Source organism: Ochrobactrum sp. WV_118_8, from assembly GCF_039631535.1.
Classification (GTDB): Bacteria; Pseudomonadota; Alphaproteobacteria; order Rhizobiales; family Rhizobiaceae; genus Brucella; species Brucella anthropi.
The window spans coordinates 276,396-300,264 of record NZ_JBDIUZ010000002.1; the positions used below are offsets into that span (position 1 = coordinate 276,396).

Below are 23,869 nucleotides of genomic sequence, written 5' to 3' on the forward strand. Positions count from 1 at the left end.
GTCTCATTCAAATTGAACTTGAGGATTTGGTGCATCACCGTCAATGTGCACTAAGCTTCATGTTTCCCGCGCCGTCATCAAAAATGAAGGCAGGGCCGACAACACGTACACTACGGTCTGTTATGGGAGCAAAAGACGCCGCTGAAGCAGCTACGTCATCATTACGAGTCGGTCGAGCATCTGGCATGGGAACGACGACATTTTTGAACGCGCGACCGCCCTTGCTACTGGCCCGCAGCTCACTGATCTTGTCGACATAACCGGCCCAGTTGCATCTTCTGAAATCACCGCTTCCCTGATAGTTATATGCGGTAGACAACTCGACATAGGGCTTACCGTTCGAGACTGACACCATATCGGCCGTTTCGCCGTTCGGATCATTCAGAACGTAGAGATCGACATTCTCCCCCTGACAAATAAAACGGCATTGTGCCACTGTTTCCGTCACGCTGTCGGACTTCTGAAACTGTGAATGCGGAGCTGGGAATAGATAACCATCCGACAAACGCACACAATAAGTCAGGGCGCCTTTGATACCATTCGGCACCCATGGCTTGTCGTTCGTTACGACAGACGCAACTTTGGGACGATCAAGTTTCACTTTTGCTGCCGGACTGGCAGCCGGTTGTTCTACGCATGATCGGGAAGAAAGCGAACTGGATGAAAGCTGCCGCTGTATTTCAGCTATTTTTTGAGAAAGATCGCGGCAAGGATTGAAAAAACCGCCGCGTTCGTCGCCACCCTTGCAACCACGGCTGCGTTCCAGCGCGCGCAGTGCCGAAAGCTGGCGCTGCGTCATCATATCCGCAGCACCGGCTGCACGCGTGCAGGACGCGGCAGCCAATTGCGGGAAACAGAACAGTCCAATCAAAAGAAGCAAGGCGAAAGATTTTGCCACCACAACACCTTTGAAACCCATAACTTTTGATGATCACCTCACCGACAAGAGCTGACGAGGTGCTTCCATTTCTGAGCTCCCTCGTTTGGAGTTCAGCACTTGATCCGGATCCATTTCCGATACCAGAGCGGCCAATGCCAATCGAAGATAAAGCGGCGCATCAGTGCGATCTATCGCTTTCAGCGCAACTCGCGAAATACCGAGAGAGTGGGCCAGCTCCTGCTCGGATGTGTTTAGGGATGCACAGATTCTCGCGAGCTTTTCGTATGCACGTCTACCCATTACCGTTGTTCCCTCCTCTGTCATTACGGCGATCATCTCCGATCGCCATTGCCTTCACCATTTTATATTCAGCCCCAAGTTACCCTCCCATATCCGGTTGCGTTCGCCACCAAGATTGGTCGTGTAGTCTGCAGTCGCAAACAAACTGGCTTTCTCGGTAATATCCAAGGTCAGCCCACCACCCAGTTCCAGCGATGTGCCCTTGAGATCAGTCACAATCGGATCAGTGGCAAAACGCACAGTCTGATCCGATGAAAAATTCTGCCAAAGATTGGCTTTCAGATATGGCCGTAATTTCCCGACCGAAGTTTCTTGTTCACCCTGCAATCTGAACCCGATCCGGCCCGTCCACGCATTATCTGTATCAAACGCTACCGAGGAATAACGATCAGCTTGATCATCAAGCGAGAGATGCTGCCAGATCAGTTGCGCCTGCGGCTCCAGTGTCCAGCTTTCGCTTAGGGCGACAGGATAGCCTCCTTCGAGCGAAGCCGTAACCCCATGCCCGTCGAGGTCAATACTCTGACCTTCATTCGAGGTTGCATCACCACCGAACCACGTTCCCATAAGTATGGCGTCGAGATACCAGCCTTGCGGCCCGATATGAGTCCAGTACCCGCCGAAACTCGTACCCGTAACTTCGAGATCGCCAACAGCGAGATCGTTCCAGCCGAGCGCTTGCCCGGTGATATCACCTGTTGCGCGGGCATAACCGAAAAACAGACCGAAACGGTCAAAATGTCCGCCATCCGTTTCGCGACCCAGAATATCCTGTCCCGCCTGAATACCAAAGAGCTTTCCGTCGAGACCCGGTGCAACCGTTCCTCGCCATTTCATATCAATATCCTGCCCGAAGACTCTGCCCCAGCTCGCAGGCAGATATCCGGCAGTTTTCAGCAAATCCTGCTCGCCGCGACGTTCATGAAACGTACCGAGCGTAGAAAGCGCCAGATGGTACGCCACAGGCGGCAATGCTGAATAAACCGGCACTTCCTTGCGATAGAGAGAAATCACGTCGCCTTTAACCCTCGTTGCACCAGGTGAAGGCGGAACGGCTCCGTCGAATGGAAGGACAACATTCTGTTGTTGACCCGTCGTATTGTCGGGTGGATTAGGAGCCTCCGCCGATACGGGAGGTGGAGGCGCATCGGGAGCGGAAGCATCTTCTGTTACCGGCGTTTCTGTATCCGGGTCGACAGGCAAAGTCGCTGGAGGCTGCTCGAGTGCGGGTGGCGGCGCAGTTGTTTCGGGCTCTTCCGGCGAAACGGATGTTCCCCCCGTCGAAGCAGGCGGTTCGCTTCCACGAACCAAAGTTGATCTCAGATACCAGTTCTCGGTGGTATTCGCCGTTACACCGCCCTTGAACAGAAAATATTCGTAGGCACCGGCAGCAGCACGACCGTTCAGTGAAAAAGCATTCTGACTGGTGGAACCACCATTCAATGCTTGTACGACCAAAATGCCGTTCGCATTTGTTGCAGCGCCTGCCCCACTCGCGTTGGTAACCGCAATGGCGGTGTTACCTGATGCAACACCTGTATCGATCACAAGCTTGTCCGAAGGGGCGCCATCAGAAGCCAGAACGGTATCTAAAAACAGAAGACCGTTCTGCCCGACGTAATTGCCCTTGATCGTAAATGTGTCAGTAGTGCTCGTCCCTCCATTGGTGAGGTCAATACGCCCGGCGTTGAAGACACTAGCCAGTTGGCTTACTGCGAACGGGTTCACACTACCCATTGCAGCACCGCCATAGACGGTGCTCGTCGCATCGATATTGAGCGTCCCCGTTCCCGTTCCGGCGTCGCCCAACGTAAGAGCGCTGTCGAAAACAAGGCGCGTATCGTCAGTAAGGTTGATTGTTTCCCAGCTGTCAAAACGGGAGACTTTTCCTGTTTTCACATTATTGAACGTGAGAACATCATTCCCCTCGCCGCCGCTAAGCCGTGCAGTAGCGCCTATATTGGCATCGGTAAGGTTGGCAAGAACGGCCGTATCGTTATCCGGGCCAAGATCAATCTTCCCATAGATTATGCCGCCACCACTCCATGAAAACTGATCATTACCGAAACCGAGCAGAACATCACCTGCAACCGTGCCGCCCGTCATGGTTACACTGTCGGTTCCACTACTGATGCTTATATTGCCGCCGATCATACCGCCAGAAACGATAATCGTATCATTACCAAGTCCGGCAATCAGGTTGCGGTCAATTGTTCCGCCAGACATGTTGAAATAATTATCATCTAGCTTGAGATTGACGCGTCCGATGCGTCCATCCGTCATCACTGCATAATCGCCATCGTCAAAGGCATCGACGATACGTCCACCCGACATAAAAAATTGGTCGTATCCGTTACCCTGATTGAGCGAACCAATCTCGCCGCCCGTTATACGGAACTCGTCAATATCATTTCCCTGACGAACATTGCCTGTAACGCTTCCGCCCGTAATGAGAAAGCTGTTGAGACCATCGCCCTGATTGACATTCCCTACAATCGAACTGGAATGGACTTCCACGCGGTCCACACCGGAGCCGAACGCTACATCTCCGCTGACGGTGCCTGTCCCTCCAGTCGGCAAAAGCAATGTATTGTTACCATTGAGGTCGGTAAGACCGCCGGGAGATGTGCCGCTGTCGCAAATGAACGTGTCATCACCTAGCGTCGGCGAAAACGAACATGCAGCCATGCCGGGAGTGCTTTGTAGCAAAACCGTTCCTAAGGATATGAGCGCTGTGCTGGACAGAAAACGGATGGCGCGCGAGCCGATGTTGCGACAATGCATTGAAACCCCTCAGCTCTTTGCAGTGCTCTACTCAAAACAATAGAAGGGTATTTTCTTTCATTAGGCAACGTAAAATATCACTTCAAAAGTGAAACTACTTCCACAAAACAAAGATAATCAAAATTTCAAAGCAACCATATCGATTACCAAAATATGACACCTTTTCTTCCGAGTAAAATAGCATGAAATATATTTTATAGCGTAAACTGCTAATTTTGCTCATATATTCGCCTTGATCCCCCTGAATAGGGGGATTCACACGCTACCGCGCACAGCGCGCTCTGGTTGAAATTGGTGTAAGCAACCGAACACCAACTGAATGTGATCAAAACCTTCTAAAAGAGCCCAATATTAGCTTTATCTACGAAAACCCCGTCAGCCGGACAGATTTGAACGTCTCTTGACCCAGAATCCGAGAAGCGGATTCATTAACAATTAAATCAATGTAGATTCGCGGGCGAGATGAACGGCAGCACAATGACGAGCAAAGCGGACTTGATCAGAATTAGAACATTCCAGACGGGCGACGCGGACAGTGTTTTTGCTGTAATCTTGCCAATACAACAATGCGAGTTCGACATTCCGATCAGCGCAGACGACCAACCTGATATACGAGACGTGGAGGGGTTCTATCGTCAGGGAAGCGGTGAATTTTGGGTAGCCGAAGCCGATGGTCACATCGTCGGCACCATAGCCCTCAAGGATATAGGGCAAGGTCAGGCTGCTTTGCGGAAAATGTTTGTCGCCAAGGCTTATCGCGGTTCCGAATTCGGTACTGCGCACAAATTGCTTGCAACGCTCATTTCGCACGCTCACGAACGATGCGTTACCAAAGTATTGCTTGGAACGACCGAGAAGTTTCTGGGCGCACATCGGTTTTATGAAAAGAACGGCTTCGTGGAAATCTCCCATACAGATTTACCGGAAGATTTTCCGCGGATGGCTGTCGATACAAAATTCTATGCAATAGAATTATCTTGAAGCACACGACCACTCGCCTGCTTCAAGATAAGAGCAGCTTTCCGTCAGCTATGCTTGCGTTCTAGAAGTCGTCCCTATGCCGTATCGATTGCACATAAGCGTAGGCTGTGCCCAGAAGCACAGGAACGATTACCAAAGCGGTCCAGAATAGAATGTTGCTCATCTCTGCCCTCCCTCCCGTGGTGCGTAGCGATGTGCTTTCTGCATTTCTGCAGGCTCTATTCTAACACGTAAGAAGCCATCTTGTTCCAAATTCTTAATGAGGGGTTAACGGCCTCAATTATTCTGACGGGCGAGTATCACGGCAATCCAGTCGATAAATACCCTGACCCGGGGAGAAAGTTGCCGATCGCGCGGATATACAACAGATACCGGTGACGAGCTGGGCGGATAAGCGTGGAGTATCTGTACTAATTTTCCATCCGCAATATGTCGTATCGCATGATAGCGAGGTATCTGAATGATCCCAAGGCCCAAGCTGGCCGCAGCCGTATAGCTTTCAGCGGCATTGACCGAAACCGGAGCCGGTATCGTCACTGTTCGCAACTTGCCGTCGACCATAAACTCCAGGGGCATACGGACTATGCTGCCGCTGGCTCGGAAGCCGATCATCTGATGGCCATCAGTCAGTTGATCTGGATGTCGGGGTTCCCCAAATCGTGCAAGATAGGCAGGAGATGCGACGGTAACCTCATCCAGCATCGCAACACGCCGGGCAATCATGTCGCTATCCTGCAGGAGACCCACACGCAGAACGCAATCGATACCTTCCCGAACCGGATCGACGAACCGATCGCCCTCGGTCATATAAAGTTCAATATCCGGATATTTTTCCAGAAAAGCTGGCAATTCCGGTAGCAGAAAATGCCGCGCGAGCGTGCCCTGCACTTCCACCCGGAGCAAACCTCTCGGCTTTGCGCCAGAAAACCCGCCTTCGGCATCCTCGATACTAGCTATGATTTCTATGCAGCGCTGATAATAGGCCTGACCATCAAGCGTTGGATTAACGTGACGCGTGGTACGCAGGAACAATTGCGTGCCCAATCGTCTTTCGAGCTGCTTGATCGCGTCGGTGACGGTTGAACGCGGGATCCCTAGATCTTCCGCCGCCAATGTGAAACTGCGTCGTTCCAGTACACGGGTAAAAACCCGCATCGCATCAAACCGGTCCATCTGATTGTTCGCTACTTTCGGATAGTAATGACAAATAATGCCCGATTAAACGGTGTTAGAAAAGTGCGATCTTGCTGTGGGTTGTACAAACCCAAACCACCGGAACGGAGCAGACAATGTCCGATATGAAAAACAAGGTTGCCATCGTCACTGGAGCATCGCGCGGCATTGGCGCTGCCATTGCCGAAAGACTGAGCCACGACGGTTTTACTATCATCGTTAACTATGCAGGCAATGCCGCTCTCGCCGACGCCGTCGTCAACAAGATCGAGGCTTCGGGCGGCATTGCGCGAGCAGCACAGGCTGATGTTGCCGATCCTGCCGCAGTAAAGAGAATGTTCGATGCGGCCGAAGACGCTTTCGGCGGCGTAGATGTTCTCGTCAACAATGCCGGTATCATGACCCTGTCGCCTCTCGCCACAACAGAGGACGTAGATTTCGACAAGCTCGTTTCGGTCAACCTCAAGGGCACCTTCAATACCATGCGGGAGGCTGGTAAACGACTGCGCGACAATGGGCGTATTATCAATTTTTCCACCACTGTCGTCGGCCTGAAATTGGAAAACTACGGTGTTTATGCCGCAACCAAGGCCGCAGTCGAAACCTTGACGGCGATCATGACCAAGGAAATGCGCGGTCGAAACATCAGCGTCAATGCCATTGCGCCCGGCCCCACTGCGACCGATCTCTTTCTCGATGGAAAATCCGAAGAGCTGGTCGCACGCATGGCCAAGATGAGCCCGCTCGAACGTCTGGGGACCCCGGAAGACATTGCAGGGGTGGTTGCGTTCCTGGCCGGACCCGACGGTGCATGGGTAAATGGCCAGATATTGCGCGCCAATGGTGGGATCATCTAGATTACCCGTGCACGCTCTGCGAGGCATTTACCTCGTAGAGCGTATTATTCCCTAAACTTATCCTAATAGTTGTAGATAATCCCTATTCGCCTTGACAGTTTGTCGCGGTGAGGCTTCACATGAGCCGGATTCTTTTCGCCTTTTCTAATAGAATTGGAAATGGCACCGGTCGTCGTGAGGGGATGCAAATGCTTTTTGGTTTCAACCGGCTTTTCTGGGCCTTTGCAGTCACAGCTTGCCTGTCGGCAGCTCCACACACTACACAAGCGGCCGAAACCCGGCGGATAGAGATCACCAAAGATAGCGATTATTTCGGCTTCGACTTGCGTACGGAGAAGAATGTCTCGCTCGACCAGTGCAAAAACATTTGTCTGGGTGACAATGCTTGCCTCGCCTTCACCTATAATCCGAAGGTCAAGTGGTGTTTCTTGAAATCCGATTTCAACAAGCTCAATCAGTCCGTTGGCTCTATTGCGGGTAAGGTCGTCACGCAATCCGCTGCAGCCCGCGAAGTAGAAGATATTGGCGCTCCGCCCAGCATCTCGTTCTTCGCCGCCAATCTGATTGACGAAGCCCGTCGTCTGAAGCGCGAAATCAATGGCCTTGAAAGCTCCGACAGCCTGCGCACTTTGCGAAATGAAGCAGGTGCAGCGGGCCTGAATGGCGATCCGCGCACGGCGATGGAAAAGTTCCGCCTGGCTGCCAGCATGTCGCCGGATGAAAGCGAAATCTGGACCGGATATGCGCTTTCAGCGTTTGCCACTGAACCATCCAACGGTCAGGAACGCGCAAAGTTCCAGCGTGATGCGACGTCGGCCTCGTGGTTTGCCTACCAGACCTCACGGACCAAGGATGAGCGCGCGCAAGCGCTTGCCGTCATGGCGCAGGCACTGGAAAAGCGCGATGCATCGCGCCCGGCTTTGCAGGCTTATGAAGCGAGCCTTGATCTCGTCAATTCCGCATCCGTTCGTGCAGTCTATGAAGATCTGAAAGCCCGCAAAGGCTTCCGCATCGTCAACAACACGGTCGATAATGATAATGCCGCCCCGCGCATTTGCGCGCAGTTCTCGGAAGAACTGGTCAAGAGTGGTGTCGATTATTCAAGCTTCGTCAAGCTTGACAATGGCGCGCCGCAGGCAGTTGAAGCCAAGGATCGTCAGATTTGCGTCGAGGGTCTGGAACATGGCCGCAATTACACCGTGACGTTCCGTCAGGGCCTGCCATCGGCTGTTGGTGAAGTGCTGCCAGCTCCGGTCAATCTTTCGATCTATGTGCAGGACCGCGCGCCATCGGTGCGCTTTACCGGCGACAGCTTTGTGCTGCCTGCGAAAGCCCGTCGCGGCATTCCGCTGGTCAGCGTCAATTTGAGTACAGCCAAGGTCAAGCTCTACCGCGTCGGCGACCGTTCGCTGGCACAGCTTCTCTCCGGCTATCAGTTCCTGCGCCAGTTGGACGGCTATGACATCAGCACGGTTTCCGAACAGATGGGTTCGCCTGTCTGGGAAGGTGAGATCGAGGTTGCAGGCAATGAGCTGAACAAGGAAGCAACGACCAGTTTTCCGGTTGATGAAGCACTGCCGGAACGCAAGCCCGGCGTCTATGTGCTGACCGCCGAGCCGCTGGTTCAGAAGTCCGATGATGAATATGGCACCAAGGCAACGCAGTGGTTTGTCGTTTCCGACATCGGCCTTTCGACCTATACCGGACAGGACGGCATCAATGTGTTTGCCCGTTCGCTGGAAAGCGCAGAGCCGCTTAAAGGCGTGAAGCTGGCGCTGCTTGCACGCAACAATGAAGTGCTGGGCGAAGCGACCACCGACAGCGATGGCCGTGCGACGTTTACGCCGGGACTGACACGCGGCACGGACGGCATGGTGCCAGCGGTGCTGATGGCAAGTCAGCATGATGAGGATTTCACATTCCTCGATATGGCGCGCGCCGGTTTCGATCTTTCCGATCGTGGTGTGACGGGCCGTGCCGTGCCGAAAGCACTTGATCTTTATGCATGGACAGAGCGCGGTATCTACCGCGCTGGCGAAGTTGTGCATGTAGGCGCGCTTGCGCGTGACGACACCGCAACCGCAATCGATGATCTGCCGCTCACCTTCATCTTCACGCGTCCCGATGGCGTGGAAGATCGCCGTCTCGTTTCCGACAGCAAACTGGCCGGTGGTCATGCCATCGACCTGACATTGCCAACCAACGCCATGCGCGGCACCTGGAATGTTTCGGTCTATACCGATCCCAAACAGCCAGCGATTGCCACGCAGATGTTCCTGGTTGAAGATTTCGTGCCGGACCGGATCGAGTTCGATCTGACGTCTGACAAGCCGGAAATCGCTGTTGGCGAAACCGCCAATATCACCGTGGACGGTCGTTTCCTCTATGGTGCGCCTGCAGCCGGTCTCGCGCTTGAAGGCGAAGTCACGCTTTCGACCAAACGCCAGTGGGACCGCTTCAAGGGCTATTATTTTGGCCTCGCCGATGAAGAACAGGGCGAAGCTACGCGTCTGCCGCTCGATGGTCTGTCGAAGGTTGATGACAACGGCAAGGCGACTTTCCCGGTTGCAGTCGATGAAATGCCGTCAACGACGCGTCTCGTCAATGCAGCCGTCACCGTTCGCATGCGCGAAACCGGCGGTCGTGCGGTTGAGCGTAAGATCGATGTTGCCATTCAGCCGGAAACCGATCTCATCGGTATCCGTCCTGATTTCTCCGGCGATGAAGTTCCGCAGGGCGGAACCGCAAAGTTCAGCGTGATCGCCTCTGACAGCAAGGGCGATCGCAAGGTGCTTGATGGTGCTCAATGGTCGCTGGTCAAGATCGAGCGTAATTATCAGTGGTATCGCAGCGGCAACAGCTGGAACTACGAGCCGGTGACGTTCACCAAGGCTGTCTCCAACGGCAAGATTGATCTAAAAACCGATAGCGAGGCTGAAATCAGCCTGCCGGTTGATTGGGGTCGTTATCGTCTTGAAATCGAAACGGCTGATGCCTCGGGTCCGACCACAAGCTACGAATTTGACGCGGGCTGGTATGTGAGCTCCACTTCGACCGAAACACCGGACGGGCTGGAAATCGCGCTCGACAAGGAACATTATGCGGCGGGTGATACGGCTGAACTAAAAGTATCCCCACGTTTTGCCGGTGAGTTACTCATCACCATTGGTGCAGAGAAGCTGCTCCAGACCATCACGGCCAGTGTGCCGGAAGGTGGCACGACCATCGATATTCCAGTTGGTGAGGATTGGGGTGCGGGCGCCTATGTAACAGCAACGCTGTTCCGACCGGGTGAGGCGATTGAAAGCCGTATGCCTGCGCGTGCGATTGGTCTTAAATGGCTGAAGGTCGATCCTGCCGACAAACAGCTTGCAGTCAAGCTGACCCCGCCTGAAAAGATCGCACCGCGGTCCACGCTTTCCATCCCTGTTTCGGTTGAAAATGCGGGTGGCGAGCAGGCCTATGTCATGGTTGCGGCGGTCGATGTCGGCATTCTCAACCTAACCCGCTATCAGCCGCCGAACCCTGAAGACTGGTTTTTCGGCCAGCGTCAGCTGGGCCTTGAAATGCGCGATATGTATGGTCGCCTGATCGATGGCTCGCTCGGTGTCACCGGCAAGCTGCGCACAGGTGGCGACGGTGGCAATATGGCAGCCGAAGGCAGCCCGCCCACCGAAAAACTGGTTGCGCTGTTCTCCGGTCCGGTTGAACTGGATAGCGATGGCAAGGCTACAATCACCTTCGACATACCGCAGTTCAACGGCACCGCGCGTGTCATGGCTGTTACATGGACAAAGAAGGCTGTAGGTCATGCGGTGACCGATGTCATCATCCGCGATCCGGTGGTGATCACCGCTGGTCTGCCACGCTTCATGGCCCCTGGTGATCAGGCCAATATCCGCTTCGATATTGCCAATACGGATGCACCGGACGGCGATTATCGTGTGAGCCTTGAGACCACCGATAATCTCGGTGTCGAGGTTGGCTCCTACCCTGAAAGCATTGCGCTTACAGGTGGCAAACGGCAGTCGATCACCGTTCCGCTCAATGCTGTGGCCACGGGTGCCGGTGGTGTGACGATCTGGCTTTCCAACGATGCAGGCCTCAACGTTGAACAGGCCTTGGCATTGCCGGTGCGTCCGGTCGATCTGCCGGTCACGAGCCGTCATGTCGTCAATCTCGCGGCCAATGGCGGAAGCCTGAAAGTCGACGGCGGCCTTCTGTCGGAAAGCCTGCTTGATGGTGCTTTTGTCAGCGTTGGTGTGACGCGAAGCGCTGCATTTGATGTTCCAGCGCTTTTGATGGCGCTCGACCGCTATCCTTATGGTTGCACAGAGCAGACCACCAGCCGCGCGTTACCGCTGCTCTATTTGAGCGAAATGGCGGCAGGCACAGAAGCCGCAGCGGGTCTGGAAAGTCAGGAAGAGCTCAAGAAGCGCGTTCAGGACTCGATCTTCCGCGTGCTGAACAACCAGTCTTCAAGCGGTTCGTTTGGCCTGTGGTCGCCGGGGTCGGGCGATCTCTGGATGGACGCCTATGTGACCGACTTCCTCACGCGTGCCCGCGAAAAGGGTTATGACGTGCCGCAGCAGGCGATGCTTTCGGCTCTTGCTAATCTGCAGAATGCGCTCGGCTATACCACCGACGTCAAGGAACGCGGCAACGACATTGCCTATGCGCTCTATGTTCTCTCCCGCAACAAGAAGGCTTCTGTTGGCGATCTGCGTTACTTCGCCGATACCCAGCTCGAAAACTTCGCAAGCCCGATGGCCGTTGCCCAGCTTGGTGCAGCACTTGCCCTTTATGGTGATCAGCCGCGTTCGGAACGCGTGTTCAATGCGTCGCTCCAGCTTGCAACCAGCCAGTCCAGCTACGACTATAATCGCTCCGATTATGGTTCGCCGCTGCGTGATGGTGCGGCCATGCTGGCGCTTGCTGCGGAAACCAAGCCTGCGCCGAAAGTGCTGCCGTCGCTGATTACGCTGGTCGAGTTCCAACGTGAGCGCGCGCGTTATCTGAGCACGCAGGATCAGGCATGGATGCTGCTTGCAGCACGTGGGCTTCAGGATGACAATGGTGTAATCAGCCTCGACATCAATGGCACCGCGCATGAAGGTGCGTTCTCCGAGCGTCTCAACGGCGCGACCCTTGAAGCGCAGCCTTTGGTCGTCACAAATACCGGCAAAGGCTCGGTCGATGCGGTCGTCACGGCTGTTGCTGCACCCGCTCAGTCACTGCCTGCGGGTGGTGAAGGTTTCGCAATCGAGCGCACCTATTATACGCTTGATGGCGAACCGGCCAATGTCACCGGCGTCAACCAGAATGAGCGCTATGTGGTTGTTCTGAAAATCGATGATCTGCAGCAATGGCAGTCGCGTCTGCTTGTGACTGATCTCTTGCCAGCCGGTTTTGAGATCGATAATCCGGGCCTTGTTTCCAGTGCCGATCTTGGCAATTTCCCATGGCTGACCCGCACACAGGCCGCGCATCTCGAATTCCGCAATGATCGTTTTGTGGCCGCTTTCGACCGCTCGGCAGGTGAGAAGCAGCCGATCACGCTGGCTTATGTGGTGCGTGCGGTGACGCCGGGTCTTTACACCCATCCGGCAGCAACGGTTGAGGATATGTATCGTCCGCAATTTGCAGCGCGCACGGCAACGGGCATGATGGAGGTGGCCGCGCCATAGCGCGGCCAGACGAATGAAAAGGCGGTGGAAAATAGCGATTGGCGGTGCCGCGTTTCTCGGCATCGCCGCTGTAGGAACGGTCGCTGGGCTTGACTGGCTCGACCGCGCTTATCCTCCGCCTTTGCCGGAACGGCTGACCATTTCCACCGAAGTCATGGATCGTGACGGCGCTTTGCTCCGCGCCTATGCAACGCCGGACGGCTATTGGCGGCTCAATACCCGCATCGAAGATGTCGATCCGAAATTCGTGAAAATGCTGATCGCCTATGAGGACAAGCGTTTCTACGATCACGGTGGTATTGATTTCACAGCGCTTCTTCGGGCCGCTTATCAGCTTGCAGGGAGTGGTCGTATTGTTTCCGGCGGCTCCACACTGTCCATGCAGCTTGCCCGCCTGATCGAACCGCGCGAAAGCCGCAGCTTCGGCTCCAAGTTCCGACAACTGGCGCGTGCAATCCAGATCGAACGGCGGTTAAGCAAGTCTGAAATTCTTGAACGCTATCTGACGCTTGCACCTTATGGCGGCAATCTGGAGGGCGTGCGGTCGGCATCACTTGCCTATTTTGGCAAGGAGCCGCTTCGCCTCACCACTTCGGAAGCAGCACTTCTTGTGGCTTTGCCGCAATTGCCTGAACGCCGCCGCCCGGATCGCGAGATGAAGAACGCGGTTGCTGCGCGTGATCGTGTGTTAACACGCATGGTAACCTCTGCAGTTTTCACAAGCGAGGAAGCCGAACGTGCATCGCGTGAGCGCATATCCGCGATGCGTCATCCGCTGCCCGCATTGGCTGCCCACTTTGCCGATCTTGCATTGAAGCAGGCACCGACCGAGGCACGTCACCACTTAACGCTTAAAAAATCTGTGCAGGCTGGGCTTGAAGTTGTGGCGCGCGAAGCTGCTGCGAAGCTTGGGCCAAAAGTCTCTGTGGCAATCGTGCTGGCCGACAGCCGCAATGGCAATATTCTGGGTGAGGTTGGCTCCGCTGATTACTTCGATGGCAAGCGGCAGGGCTGGATCGATATGACCCGCGCCGTGCGTTCGCCCGGCTCCACGCTCAAGCCCTTCATCTATGGGCTGGCCTTCGAGCAGGGACTGATTGCGCAGGAAACCATCATCGAGGACCGCCCGCAGGATTTTGCGGGTTATCGTCCGCGCAATTTCGATATGAGCTATCAGGGCGATGTCAGCATCCGTCAGGCGCTGCAAATGTCGTTGAATGTGCCGACCATCAGCCTGCTCAATGCAGTCGGTCCTGCGCGGCTCACCACGCGTATTCGTCAGGCAGCGGTTAATCTCCAATTGCCGAAAGGCGAAGCGCCGGGCCTTGCCATCGGGCTTGGTGGCGCGGGCATCAGCCTGCGTGATCTGGTGCAGCTTTATACAGGCCTTGCCAATGGTGGTCGCGGTGCAGCCCTTCGTGACGGCACCGAAGGCTCAGAGCCGGTGCAGCCATCGGCCCCTATTCTCACCGAGCAGGCATCGTGGCAGATTGGCGATATTCTGGCCGGTGTCGTGCCACCGCAAGGCGCAAAGCGTCTCGGCCTCGCTTACAAGACCGGCACGTCCTATGGTTATCGCGATGCATGGTCGGTCGGTTATGATGGGCGTTATGTGCTGGGTGTCTGGGTCGGGCGTGCGGATGGCGGCTCGGTGCCGGGCCTTGCTGGTTATGCTTCGGCAGCGCCCATCCTGTTTGAAGCCTTTGTGCGTTCGGGCGTTGCTTCCGTGCCGTTACCGCGTGCGCCTGCTGGCGCATTTCGCACAGCACGCGCTGATCTTCCGGTGACGCAGATACGTTTTTCATCGAGCAGCGATCCTCTGCCGGTTCTCAAAGCCACGATTGAGCCTGCACCGCGCATCGTGTTTCCACCTGATGGCGCGCATGTCGAACTGAAAGCTCTGACCGACAATGCATCGCCGCTGGTGCTGAAATTACAGGGCGGACGCGCACCGTTTCGCTGGCTTGCCAATGGCAAGCCCATTGCTGAGATTGAGCGGCGGCGGACAACAAACTGGCAACCGGACGGAACCGGATATTCGACGTTGACCGTGGTCGACGCTGCCGGACGGGCCGCCAGCGTCAACATTTTCGTAGAATAACAGCTACTGGGCCGCTTCTGATAGAACAGCGCTTACAGCGGCCTTCTTCTCCAGCGACATGACTTTCAAATTGCCGGAAAACAGCATGCCGGTTATCGGAAGCACCGGCTCCGCAGGCAGTTCCTCGTGATGGGCACTATCTTTGGGAACATGCAGCTTGTGTTCCACGCCCTCTTCGGCACCAGATAGAGTAAGCGCCACATTTCCGCGTGCTTCCAGCAATTTAGTGCCGTAAAGAAACTCGAAACTCAGCATCGAAACCAGAAACTTGTAGGTTCCGTCGCGTACGCCGCCTTTCATCATTGCCGCGCGATGCACCTCCCCGCCCATCGCCACATCGAGCGGTGGAATGCGCGGATCACAGACATAGCCAAGCGCCAGCAGTTGTCCGTTATCAACCTCAAAGCGCATTCTGTCTAGACCAAGATCGAGCGCCGAAATCGAAAAACGGCGATTGCTGTATTGGACCGGCACGCGCCCCAGCCGCTTGCAAAGCTGCTCGCCGCTCAAAGCGCGTGCATTGGCGAAATGGTCCGGGTCGATAGCGAACGGCAGCGCTTTTGGACGATGTGGAACAGACAAAGCCGGTTCGAGAACATCTGCAATCAAGTTCGCAACGATGGTTGTCGAAACTGGGCGCGCATAATGACCCTGATCGAGATAGAAAGCCGGATTGCTTACGACATCGCGGCCATATTGCTGCATCAGCATTCGCGAAACATCAACCGTGGTCGTTCCATACCATTGCGAAATGTAGTTGATGCCTGCATCAATCGAGGGAACGGAATTCAGAAATGAGCCATTGCGTGCGCCGAACACAAGCGTTGCAATACGCAAGTTTGGGTTGCGTTCAAGCGCGTAACGAATGATCCCTTCGTAAAACCGTGCCCAATGACGGAATGGACGCCGTTCATCGCCATAAACAAAGGCATCGTTGATCGCGTACTCAATCAGCAACAGCTCACACTCTTCGAGCTGTTCAAACTGCTTGAGCTGATAAAGGCCAAGAGCACTCGTCGTGCCCCCAACCGCGAGATCAGCGACGATGTCGAGTTCCACGCCGCGTTTCGCCATCGTCGATAAAAGCGTCGGCAGATAGCCGGGCAGCATGACGGTGTTTGAACCACCGATGATTACAGTCTTGAGTTTCATTTCGTCACCGTTGCAGCCTTACCGGCTGGCGTCAGCGAACCGCAACGCCACACACCGTAAGTGCTTGCATCCCAATCAAAATAATAAGCGGCTGCGATCTGGCCGCTGTCCATCATCTGCCGAAAACGGTCGCGTGCCTTCTCGACCAGTTGTTCACGATTATTGTCATTGGCCGGACAGGCTTTTGAGGTATTTGCGAAGCCCCATTCGGTGATCCAGCAAGGCTTGCCATCTGCTCCACCGCAGAAAGACAGCGCACTGGCGATGTGTTTCGCGCGCGCAGCCCGCGTGCCGCTGCTGCCGGGATAGATGTGAATGCCGTAGCCATCAGCAGCGTCATTAAGACCATACTTCTTGAGGAGGTCGGTAAAGACGGCGGGGTCAACAGTATCTATCCCGCGCCGGTCGGCATCGATGAAGGGGATGTCGGACAAACCCGCAGATACGACCTTTGCCTTGGTGCTATGCCTGGTTTTCGCCAGCTCTACCCGGACAATACGCAAAAGTTCGACGTATTTTTCAGCACCTTTTTCGACCAGCGGAAGCTCGTCCATCTCGCTTAAAGAGCGGGCAGTCTTCATCTTTTCCTTGGGCAGGATGGCAAGATCGCCATTATAAGCGCCCCAGTTGATCTCGTTTCCGGGTTCAACCGCGACCAGCGGCACACCCAGCGCATCAATCTTTTGCAAGGCGTCACCCATCGCCTGCTGAAAGTGCTCGGGGGATATGTCGGAAAGCCGATACATGTCCCAGATACGCCCACGCCCGGAACGGGGCTTCGTTCCTTCAGGATAGAAGTCTGCATTGTTGAGCGATATTTCGAGCAGAATAGCGAGGCCTTTTTCATGGGCAAGGCGTACGGCATCGATGCTTTGATCGAGCGGTCGTGTGAGTGACAGCCGAACCGCCACCACACCGTTCTCAATCATCTGATTGAAAATCAGCTCGCGCTCTGCCGGCTTGAGCCAGGCCATGTTGACCCTGTTGACGCCAAAGCGCGTATCGGCAAAAGCGCTCTCAGATTGGGCTGCTAACAACATGCCGCCTAAAAGCGCCACCGCTGCCACCACCCCACTCCCGATGCTCTTGCAGGTTTCCATCATCGGATACCGATATCCTTCAGCGCGCCGTTGAAATTGGCTTCACATTCCGAATAACGATTGATGGCCGCTGGCACATCGATCCTGGAAAGGAAGTCGCGCAGATAGGCTTTTTTCTGCGGCTCGCGATTCCAGACGCTCGCATCGATATGCGGGAAGCCAACAAAACCGAGCATTTCGCGCATGCGATCATCGACAGCGATCATCAGTCCCGGGACACCCGACTGCATTCCGATGATCGTGCCGTGGAAACGGCGGCTCAGGCCGAAATCCTGACTGGAAATCCAGCTGCGCCATTTGTGCGTATCAAAGAACACCAGCAGCTCGTTCTTGCGCTGCCATTTTTCCATGTGTTTGTAATCGACCGGCGCCGTGATGCGGCTTGCGGCCTGATCATAGGCTTCGGAATGATCTTCACCCGCCATGTTCATGTTGTAGACGATGACCTCATCCTGAATGACATAGCTTGCAACGCTGTCCTTTTCGAGCAGTGCATGGGCATCAACAATCGTATCCGCCACACTGCCAAGATAGCCGCCGAAGGAAATTTTCTGCGCGTCTGCAAGGCTGGGATCGGCAAGGCGGCTCAGCGAGAGCTTCATCTGATCCGGCGCATAATAAAGCGATGGGCAGCCCGTCGGACGGACATATTTCATGCCCGCATCTTTCAGGAACTCTTCGGTGAAATGCCCGCGCGTGAGGAAAAAGCTCTCCTTGCGGCGCAGAATTTCGAGGAAACGGCGCGTACCTTCCGGCAACTCCGCTTTCAGATTTTCCTTCTTCTGAATACCGATGCCCATGACCACAATCGGCATGTTCAGCTTTTCAAAGACGAAGGATTCGGTCGTTGCGGCATAGCCGGGACGCAAAAGATTGGCTGATGCAAACAGGCAGAGATCGAAGCTTTCATTTAGCTTCGCATAGGTGTCCGGCGAGTTGAGGCTATTGGCCAGATGCCAGAATGGCACATAGGTCACATCATGGCCGCGCACGGCGTTAGCCGCGCCCTCACCGATGAGGTAATTGCCGGTATTGGCAATCTTCTTGACCTGATCGATCACATCCTTCTTGCTGCGGATGGGCTCGAAATAGGGGCGATGCTTAACGCTCGCCCCGGAAACACTTTCGACGGTCCGCATCAGATATGACGGAATGCCGGTGATCATTATGCGCATGGTGATCCATCTTCGCTGGAGTTGTGAAACGGGTTGGACTGGGAGTTATCCAATACCGATATCTGAAAGCACGTTTCGGAAATTGCGTTCTCGCGCCGAGTAGTTCTCGATGACTTCGGGAATATTCATCGCGGCGATGTGATCGCTGACGAAAGCTCGCCGATCATTGGCAGCGTTGAGATCGCGGGCGTCAATCTTTGGCAGACCGGAGAAATTCAGCATCTCGCGCATACGGTCATCGACAGCGACCATCAGGCTCGGCACACCAGCCTGCATGGAAATAACATTGCCGTGGAAACGACGACCGAAGGAGAAATCCATAGTCGAGCACCAGGCGCGCCATTGATTAGTATCGAGGAAGGCGTGAACGCTGATCTTCTTCTTGAGATCGTCCGAGCCCTTGTAGGTCAACGGACCGACGAGTTCGCCGGTTGTGGAATCGTAGGCGCGGCCATTGGCATCGGATTCAAGCTGCATGTCGAAGTGCAGCAGCTCATCTTGAACCACATAGGCTGAACGACCGTCATCCGAACTCAGCGCGTTCATATCGCCAATGGTTTCAAGTTCCGCCCCCATATAACCGGTGAAAACGGTACGGCCCTCGCCCACCTTCACATCGGGCAGACGGCTGATCGCCTTGCGCATATTATCCGGACGGAAATAGAGCGACGGACAGCCGACCGGACGAACATAGGAAAAGCCTTGATCGCGGAGATATCCGGCAGCATTTTCACCGCGCGTGAGGAAATAATGCTCGCGGGATTTGAGTACTTCCAAAAGCTTCTTCGTGCCCGCTGGCAGGCCGTCTTCGCCTTCAATGTCAGGACGGTTCTGGATGCCGATGCCGAGCATGACGACGGGCATATTAAGTTTGGATAGAACAAGCGCTTCCGCATCTGCGGACAGGCCCTTGCGCAGAAGGTTTGCGCAGGTGAAGACGCAGATATCGAAATCCTTGTTGACCTCTTCGAGACCCGTTCCATTGTTCACGCAATTATAGAGATGCCAGAACGGGATGTGCTTGGCGCTCGGCAGAAGCGCCGTCATCGCACCTTCGCCGATCAGATAATTGCCAGTATTGCTGATATTCTTCAGCTCCTGGATGAAATTATCCCTGGATTCGGAATCCCGCTGTTTTTCCGAATAATGGACCTGCGCTTTATCCGCACGTTGGATAAGGCGCGTCAGATGGCTCGGAATGCCTGTGACGAGGATTCTTGGATTGGTTGGGCGGCTCATAGGTCGACCTTTCTGATATAATCAGGCAACTGCACGGCCGGGAAGAACGGCAATCGTGCTGGCAGCATCTGCAACATCCGGCTGGGAAGACCGGGATTTCGGATAAGCGGGACGAATTTCATTCGCCCAATCGGTAAATTCGGAGAAAGCCGAGCTCCATGTGCGGTGAGCAGCGGAGGCGAGCGCACCTTCAGCGGTTCGCATCAGGGCTTCGCGATCCTGCGCAAGAATGGTCAGAATGCGCGTCATGTCGGAGACGATCTGCGCGTCGTTGCCATTGCGGATGAGAATGCCATCGCGGCCATGATTGATCAGCTCATCGACAGCACCAACCGCCGTCGCAACCGGCACGCAGCCAAGCTGCTGTGCTTCGGCAATCATCAGCGGCGCACCTTCCCAGCGCGATGGCATCAAGAGAACATCGGCCCATGCAAGATGGTTCGCAATGTCCTTGCCGTCAAAGACTGGTGGCGAGACTTTCACACCCGCATCCTTCAGGCGCGTCATCCAAGAGGCACTTGGATCGTCGGAGAGGATTTCGCCGCCAATTGCCTGCGCTTCGAAGGGAATACCCTGCTCTTTCAGCTTGACGATTGCATCGTGCAACCGGTCGATACCCTTCTGACGGTCAAGGCGCCCCATATAGAGCATTCGTATCGGCTCGCCTTTGCGCCCCTGCTTGCGCGCTGCGGTGACCTGCGTACGCAGTTTTGTATCGATTGAAAAACTGGCTCCGTTTGGCACCGAGAACACTTTTTCATACGGCACGCCAAAGCTGTGCAGATAGATTTTCAACTGATCCGAACAGGTCAGGAATGCATCGTAGGCATGTTCGAAAGCAATCGCGGCATAGGGCTGCCCCGCCTGGCGGCGGAAGACCGTTTCATCCACCACATGCAGATAGCAGGCGGTGCGGGTGCCTTCAGAGCGAAGTTTACCCATCAACGGATGCGCCGCCATGACGTGATTGTTCACAACAAGGTCGAATCCTGAAAGCTGGCCACGCAGGATGCCCCAATCAAGCGGATGATCGTCGGTGATAAAATCCTGCCCCAAGAAGCGATTTGTGTCTCCCCAGGCGGGAATGCCATCCTTCCAGAAATGCAGGTAGTCGAAGGACTGGTCGAACTCGTCCAGCACATCCATCCGCTCATTGCCAAGCACGAAGAGGTGGGTTTCAAATCCTTGGTTTTTCAACTCACGCCCGGCGGCATAAGCAACCTTCTCCGCCCCGCCGAACGAGGCATTCGGCACCAGAACGGCAGCCGTTTTCTTCCTTGCTGCATTATGCGCAAGTGGCAGCACCGGCCCGCCACCAAGTTCATTGCGCAGCACCTGATACATTTCAGAAAGAGCGGGCAGGCGACGCGGACGCCATGTCCAGCGCATGGCCGCACTTTGCTTGAGCGGGCTCGTCGCAATCGACGTCACCAGATTGAGCATCGATTGTTCAGGCCGTGACAAGGCCCGGCGCTGACGCACACGCGGGAACGGGAAACGCACTTTCATCCGCGCCGATGTAGGCCACAATTGCTGCGTGCCCAGTGATGCGAACCAATCCAGCGCATCGTTTTCGATGATGTCCTTGATCAATTTCGTCGAGACGAAAATCAGATCAGCGTGCGGCTGGCGCGTGCCGGAAGGCATGATTTCGGTGTCAATGCGCCGCTCGTCTTCAACATTGGTGAGTTCCACAAAGACGATATTGGCCTGTTCAGAAAGCTTTTCGAGCCGCGACAGGATATTCGGCAACAGTCGTGAACGCGCCAGAAGTTTCAATGTCTCTGTATTGGACGAGGCGAGAAATGGAGGAAAGTGAAAATTATCCGGTTCGGATACGCTGCCCCAAAACGCACGAATGGCATCATCAAATTTAAGATCTGAGGTGCCAAGGCTGAGGTCGGTGAAAAGGCTGACTGTCCCCTCGCCTGCGCGGATCACGCCATAGCGCGGACATTCTTCATGCTCGAAACCCACAAGTGTCGGGCGACGGAACAGCGCCTTGTGCCGCTTGCGCAGGAAACTGATTGAGCCGGAGCGGTCACGATTGGCTTCCTTGAAACGGCTCTCCGCGCGCAGGCGATACTCGAAACCGGTATCGTGGCAAGGCGCACCGACAAAGCCTGCCTCAATGGCGGACAGCCAGAACTCCCAGTCTTCAAAGCCATTTTGACGATCATCATCAAAACGGACACCGCTGCGGAAAACCTCCGCAGAAATCATTGATCCGGTATCGCAGATATTATCAGTGATGCAGTGGATCAGGCGCGAATAGCTGTCGCCATAATGAGCGCGCCAGTTGACCGAAAAGGTATCGATATTGGTGTAAACCCAGCCCGCATTCGACGCCAAAAGCTTGCGATAGAGCGTATCGATGGTGTGGGGCTGTACCCGGTTGTCGGCATCAACGAAATAAACCGCTTTAACATCCGGCATCTCTTCGAGAATATAGTCGACAGCACGATTGCGCGCACCGCCGGGCCCTGCATTCTCGCCGAAGATGATGTGAATGTTTGGATGAGCCGCCGCATAAAGCGTCAGGCTATCAAACACTTCGCGGCGCGGATCACCATCGACAGACACCACGATCTGCGTGCGGAAAACCGTTTCTGACGCGAGAACGGTTTCCAGCGCTTCGAGAGCCAGCGCCGCATGACCATAGAGCGGCATGGCGACAACGATCAAATCTTTCGACCTATCGTACATTCGCGGCCTCTTTGGTTATTTCCTGACTGGGGCGCGCCTCAATGTGCTTGACCAGCCGGAAGTTGAACACTTTGAGCCAGGAAAAATCCACGGAACCTGCTGCGGCTTTGCTCAGGACGACGAGATCCATCGTGCGGTCGATCGGTTCCTCAAGCATGAAGTTGATGTCGATCGGATGATTGGGTGCAACTTCCGACCAGCCGCTGAACAACACCTGCTGGCGGCGGCGGTCGAGGCTGGAAATCGCATCGATTTCTTCCTTCACATCCGACGCCAGATTGACCAGCAGCAGTCCCACTGCGCAGGGCTGGCCTTCGGGATGATCGATCACAGCCCGCGCTGAAACTCGAACTGTGCCCGGCGCGACCACACGACGGATTGCAGCTGCGGTGACCCCATCCTCAAGCGGATGGCAGCCGATGGCATCTTCATGTTCAAGAAACCGCACAGTCGGAAAGTCGGGCGTAATAGGTGTGACGGACACGTTGGCCACGTTACGCAGCAATTCAACGGGCAGACGGTAATCATCAACCTTGCGGCCATTGATCAGCGCAGTCGGTACAATGGCATTCGGCAGCGATGCCGGACGGACGCCCGGCAGGCCGGTGAAAATCCGCAATGCCAGAGGGCGCATGTCAAGATCAGCATGTGGAATACGCGCACGCGCCGCATAACGCTCATTGGCGATCACATTGCCCAACGACAATTCTGGTGGAACCCCGCCCGAAGCTGAGATGCGCAGACGCAATGTCCGATGGCTGCCATCGCACGCCTTCGGAAGCGAGAAGAAGTTCCACTCCGAATGCAGCGCACCGTAAGGCACCAGCCATTCGGCGATCCCTTCACCGTTTTCAAGATAGTCCAGCGTAACGATCAGCTGGCCATTGCGATTAGCAGGCAACTCACGGAAATGCAGGGCAAAACCGGAAACGGCATAGCTCGAAACCGGGAAAAGCTGTTCGATCTCCGATTCGCGCAGCAGACGCGCAAAGCCTTCGTCCTTCGGGTCGACCAGAGGGGCATGGCTGAAGATTTCCGTTGAGGAATCCCAGTTGCGAGCGTGAAACGCGTCTTCAATCGCCCGGTAATTCTCAAACATTGTCTCACGCTCGCGACGCAGCATGGCGAGCTCGGTGTGAACCTTGCTGACGTGGCCTACAAGGCGATCCAAACTGCTCTCAAGCAGTTGGGTGACCAGCAGGGGAACGGTTTCCGCCGTCGCATCGTCGATTCGCACAACGGGAAGTTCCGGAATGGTGCTCAGACGATAAACCTGTTGCAGAACCGTCTTCAGTTCGTCCTCGCCCTCTTGCGAAGCAGCAATCGCGATGAGCGGAAATGTATTCGCCAGCCGAAGACGTTTTCCATCCCCTTCAACAAAAGTGGTCAGCCCGCCCAGAGACGTCGCTTCCAGCGCTTCACGATCACGCATCGAAGCAATGGCATATCGGCGGGATTTCCGCGCCGAGATCGCAGGAAGTGGTGTGCTCAACATAATCATCCATTGTGTGATGGCCGACTTGGGAGTCTCGGCCTGCACTTGCAATGAGAAAATACAGTCAATGTATTGTCAACAGCCTTATAGCATCAACTATATGATAATATTGCGAATATTTGAAACAAGTTTAATTCAAAATTTGAAACAATGTGCATATATATTGCGTTTACGTCGTAAACACGCAGAAATACGGCATTTTATATTTTAGTATCACTGTTTGCACGCCCGATTGTCGC

Annotated in this window: 13 protein-coding genes; 4 read left to right on the forward strand and 9 right to left on the reverse strand. The window is 55.0% G+C overall.

Annotation, left to right across the window (positions count from 1 at the left end; all coding sequences use genetic code 11):
• Positions 1-40: 40 nt before the first annotated feature.
• The gene (locus tag ABDF71_RS15465) at positions 41-919 is read right to left on the reverse strand and encodes a DUF2865 domain-containing protein (protein ID WP_151663864.1); all 879 of its coding nucleotides are present in this window, start codon (positions 917-919) and stop codon (positions 41-43) included.
• A 315-nt stretch (positions 920-1,234) separates the two neighbouring features.
• Positions 1,235-3,964, reverse strand: a complete 2,730-nt coding sequence (locus ABDF71_RS15470) for an autotransporter family protein (RefSeq protein WP_258124368.1) — start codon at positions 3,962-3,964, stop codon at positions 1,235-1,237.
• 462 nt (positions 3,965-4,426) lie between these two features.
• Here ABDF71_RS15470 and ABDF71_RS15475 point away from each other — a divergent pair, with 462 nt between their 5' ends.
• Entirely contained in the window at positions 4,427-4,945 is a 519-nt protein-coding gene (locus tag ABDF71_RS15475; protein ID WP_235918639.1) for a GNAT family N-acetyltransferase, read from the forward strand.
• Positions 4,946-5,221: 276 nt separating this feature from the next.
• On the opposite strand, the gene ABDF71_RS15480 is transcribed toward ABDF71_RS15475, so the two are convergent.
• A complete protein-coding gene (locus ABDF71_RS15480) occupies positions 5,222-6,118 on the reverse strand; it encodes a LysR family transcriptional regulator (protein ID WP_151663622.1) in 897 nt (298 codons plus the stop codon).
• Positions 6,119-6,234: 116 nt separating this feature from the next.
• Here ABDF71_RS15480 and ABDF71_RS15485 point away from each other — a divergent pair, with 116 nt between their 5' ends.
• The 3 genes from ABDF71_RS15485 to pbpC all read left to right on the forward strand — a co-directional run bounded on the left by ABDF71_RS15485 (position 6,235) and on the right by pbpC (position 14,763).
• On the forward strand, positions 6,235-6,975 hold the full coding sequence (locus ABDF71_RS15485; RefSeq protein WP_010658646.1) for an SDR family oxidoreductase: 741 nt from the start codon (positions 6,235-6,237) through the stop codon (positions 6,973-6,975).
• Between the two features lie 182 nt (positions 6,976-7,157).
• On the forward strand, positions 7,158-12,662 hold the full coding sequence (locus ABDF71_RS15490; protein WP_500061821.1) for an alpha-2-macroglobulin family protein: 5,505 nt from the start codon (positions 7,158-7,160) through the stop codon (positions 12,660-12,662).
• Between the two features lie 13 nt (positions 12,663-12,675).
• Complete coding sequence (pbpC, locus tag ABDF71_RS15495; protein WP_151663620.1) at positions 12,676-14,763, forward strand: penicillin-binding protein 1C; 2,088 nt, start codon at positions 12,676-12,678, stop codon at positions 14,761-14,763.
• A 3-nt stretch (positions 14,764-14,766) separates the two neighbouring features.
• Here pbpC and ABDF71_RS15500 read toward each other — a convergent pair whose 3' ends face one another.
• Genes ABDF71_RS15500 through ABDF71_RS15525 form a run of 6 tightly spaced genes read right to left on the reverse strand, consistent with a single transcriptional unit; the run spans position 14,767 to position 23,630 of the window.
• Positions 14,767-15,915 carry an SGNH/GDSL hydrolase family protein gene (locus ABDF71_RS15500; RefSeq protein ID WP_258124370.1) on the reverse strand — a complete coding sequence of 383 codons (1,149 nt, stop codon included), beginning with the start codon at positions 15,913-15,915 and terminating at the stop codon, positions 14,767-14,769.
• Positions 15,912-17,018: a glycoside hydrolase gene (locus tag ABDF71_RS15505; RefSeq protein WP_151663618.1), complete on the reverse strand. Its 1,107-nt coding sequence runs from the start codon at positions 17,016-17,018 to the stop codon at positions 15,912-15,914. Before ABDF71_RS15505 ends, ABDF71_RS15500 begins: the two co-directional genes overlap by 4 nt.
• The gene (locus ABDF71_RS15510; protein ID WP_151663617.1) at positions 17,015-18,190 is read right to left on the reverse strand and encodes a polysaccharide pyruvyl transferase family protein; all 1,176 of its coding nucleotides are present in this window, start codon (positions 18,188-18,190) and stop codon (positions 17,015-17,017) included. Before ABDF71_RS15510 ends, ABDF71_RS15505 begins: the two co-directional genes overlap by 4 nt.
• 45 nt (positions 18,191-18,235) lie before the next feature.
• Entirely contained in the window at positions 18,236-19,429 is a 1,194-nt protein-coding gene (locus tag ABDF71_RS15515) for a polysaccharide pyruvyl transferase family protein (protein ID WP_151663616.1), read from the reverse strand.
• A gap of 21 nt (positions 19,430-19,450) precedes the next feature.
• Positions 19,451-22,135 carry a glycosyltransferase gene (locus ABDF71_RS15520; protein WP_151663615.1) on the reverse strand — a complete coding sequence of 895 codons (2,685 nt, stop codon included), beginning with the start codon at positions 22,133-22,135 and terminating at the stop codon, positions 19,451-19,453.
• The gene (locus tag ABDF71_RS15525; RefSeq protein ID WP_258124371.1) at positions 22,125-23,630 is read right to left on the reverse strand and encodes a DUF6212 domain-containing protein; all 1,506 of its coding nucleotides are present in this window, start codon (positions 23,628-23,630) and stop codon (positions 22,125-22,127) included. Before ABDF71_RS15525 ends, ABDF71_RS15520 begins: the two co-directional genes overlap by 11 nt.
• Positions 23,631-23,869 lie beyond the last annotated feature (239 nt).

Coding starts and splice junctions, on each gene's coding strand:
- ABDF71_RS15465 (WP_151663864.1), bottom strand. CDS start 919: ATGGGTTTCAAAGGTGTTGTGGTGGCAAAATCTTTCGCCTTGCTTCTT.
- ABDF71_RS15470 (WP_258124368.1), bottom strand. CDS start 3,964: ATGCATTGTCGCAACATCGGCTCGCGCGCCATCCGTTTTCTGTCCAGC.
- ABDF71_RS15475 (WP_235918639.1), top strand. CDS start 4,427: ATGAACGGCAGCACAATGACGAGCAAAGCGGACTTGATCAGAATTAGA.
- ABDF71_RS15480 (WP_151663622.1), bottom strand. CDS start 6,118: ATGGACCGGTTTGATGCGATGCGGGTTTTTACCCGTGTACTGGAACGA.
- ABDF71_RS15485 (WP_010658646.1), top strand. CDS start 6,235: ATGTCCGATATGAAAAACAAGGTTGCCATCGTCACTGGAGCATCGCGC.
- ABDF71_RS15490 (WP_500061821.1), top strand. CDS start 7,158: ATGCAAATGCTTTTTGGTTTCAACCGGCTTTTCTGGGCCTTTGCAGTC.
- pbpC (WP_151663620.1), top strand. CDS start 12,676: ATGAAAAGGCGGTGGAAAATAGCGATTGGCGGTGCCGCGTTTCTCGGC.
- ABDF71_RS15500 (WP_258124370.1), bottom strand. CDS start 15,915: ATGAAACTCAAGACTGTAATCATCGGTGGTTCAAACACCGTCATGCTG.
- ABDF71_RS15505 (WP_151663618.1), bottom strand. CDS start 17,018: ATGATGGAAACCTGCAAGAGCATCGGGAGTGGGGTGGTGGCAGCGGTG.
- ABDF71_RS15510 (WP_151663617.1), bottom strand. CDS start 18,190: ATGCGCATAATGATCACCGGCATTCCGTCATATCTGATGCGGACCGTC.
- ABDF71_RS15515 (WP_151663616.1), bottom strand. CDS start 19,429: ATGAGCCGCCCAACCAATCCAAGAATCCTCGTCACAGGCATTCCGAGC.
- ABDF71_RS15520 (WP_151663615.1), bottom strand. CDS start 22,135: ATGTACGATAGGTCGAAAGATTTGATCGTTGTCGCCATGCCGCTCTAT.
- ABDF71_RS15525 (WP_258124371.1), bottom strand. CDS start 23,630: ATGTTGAGCACACCACTTCCTGCGATCTCGGCGCGGAAATCCCGCCGA.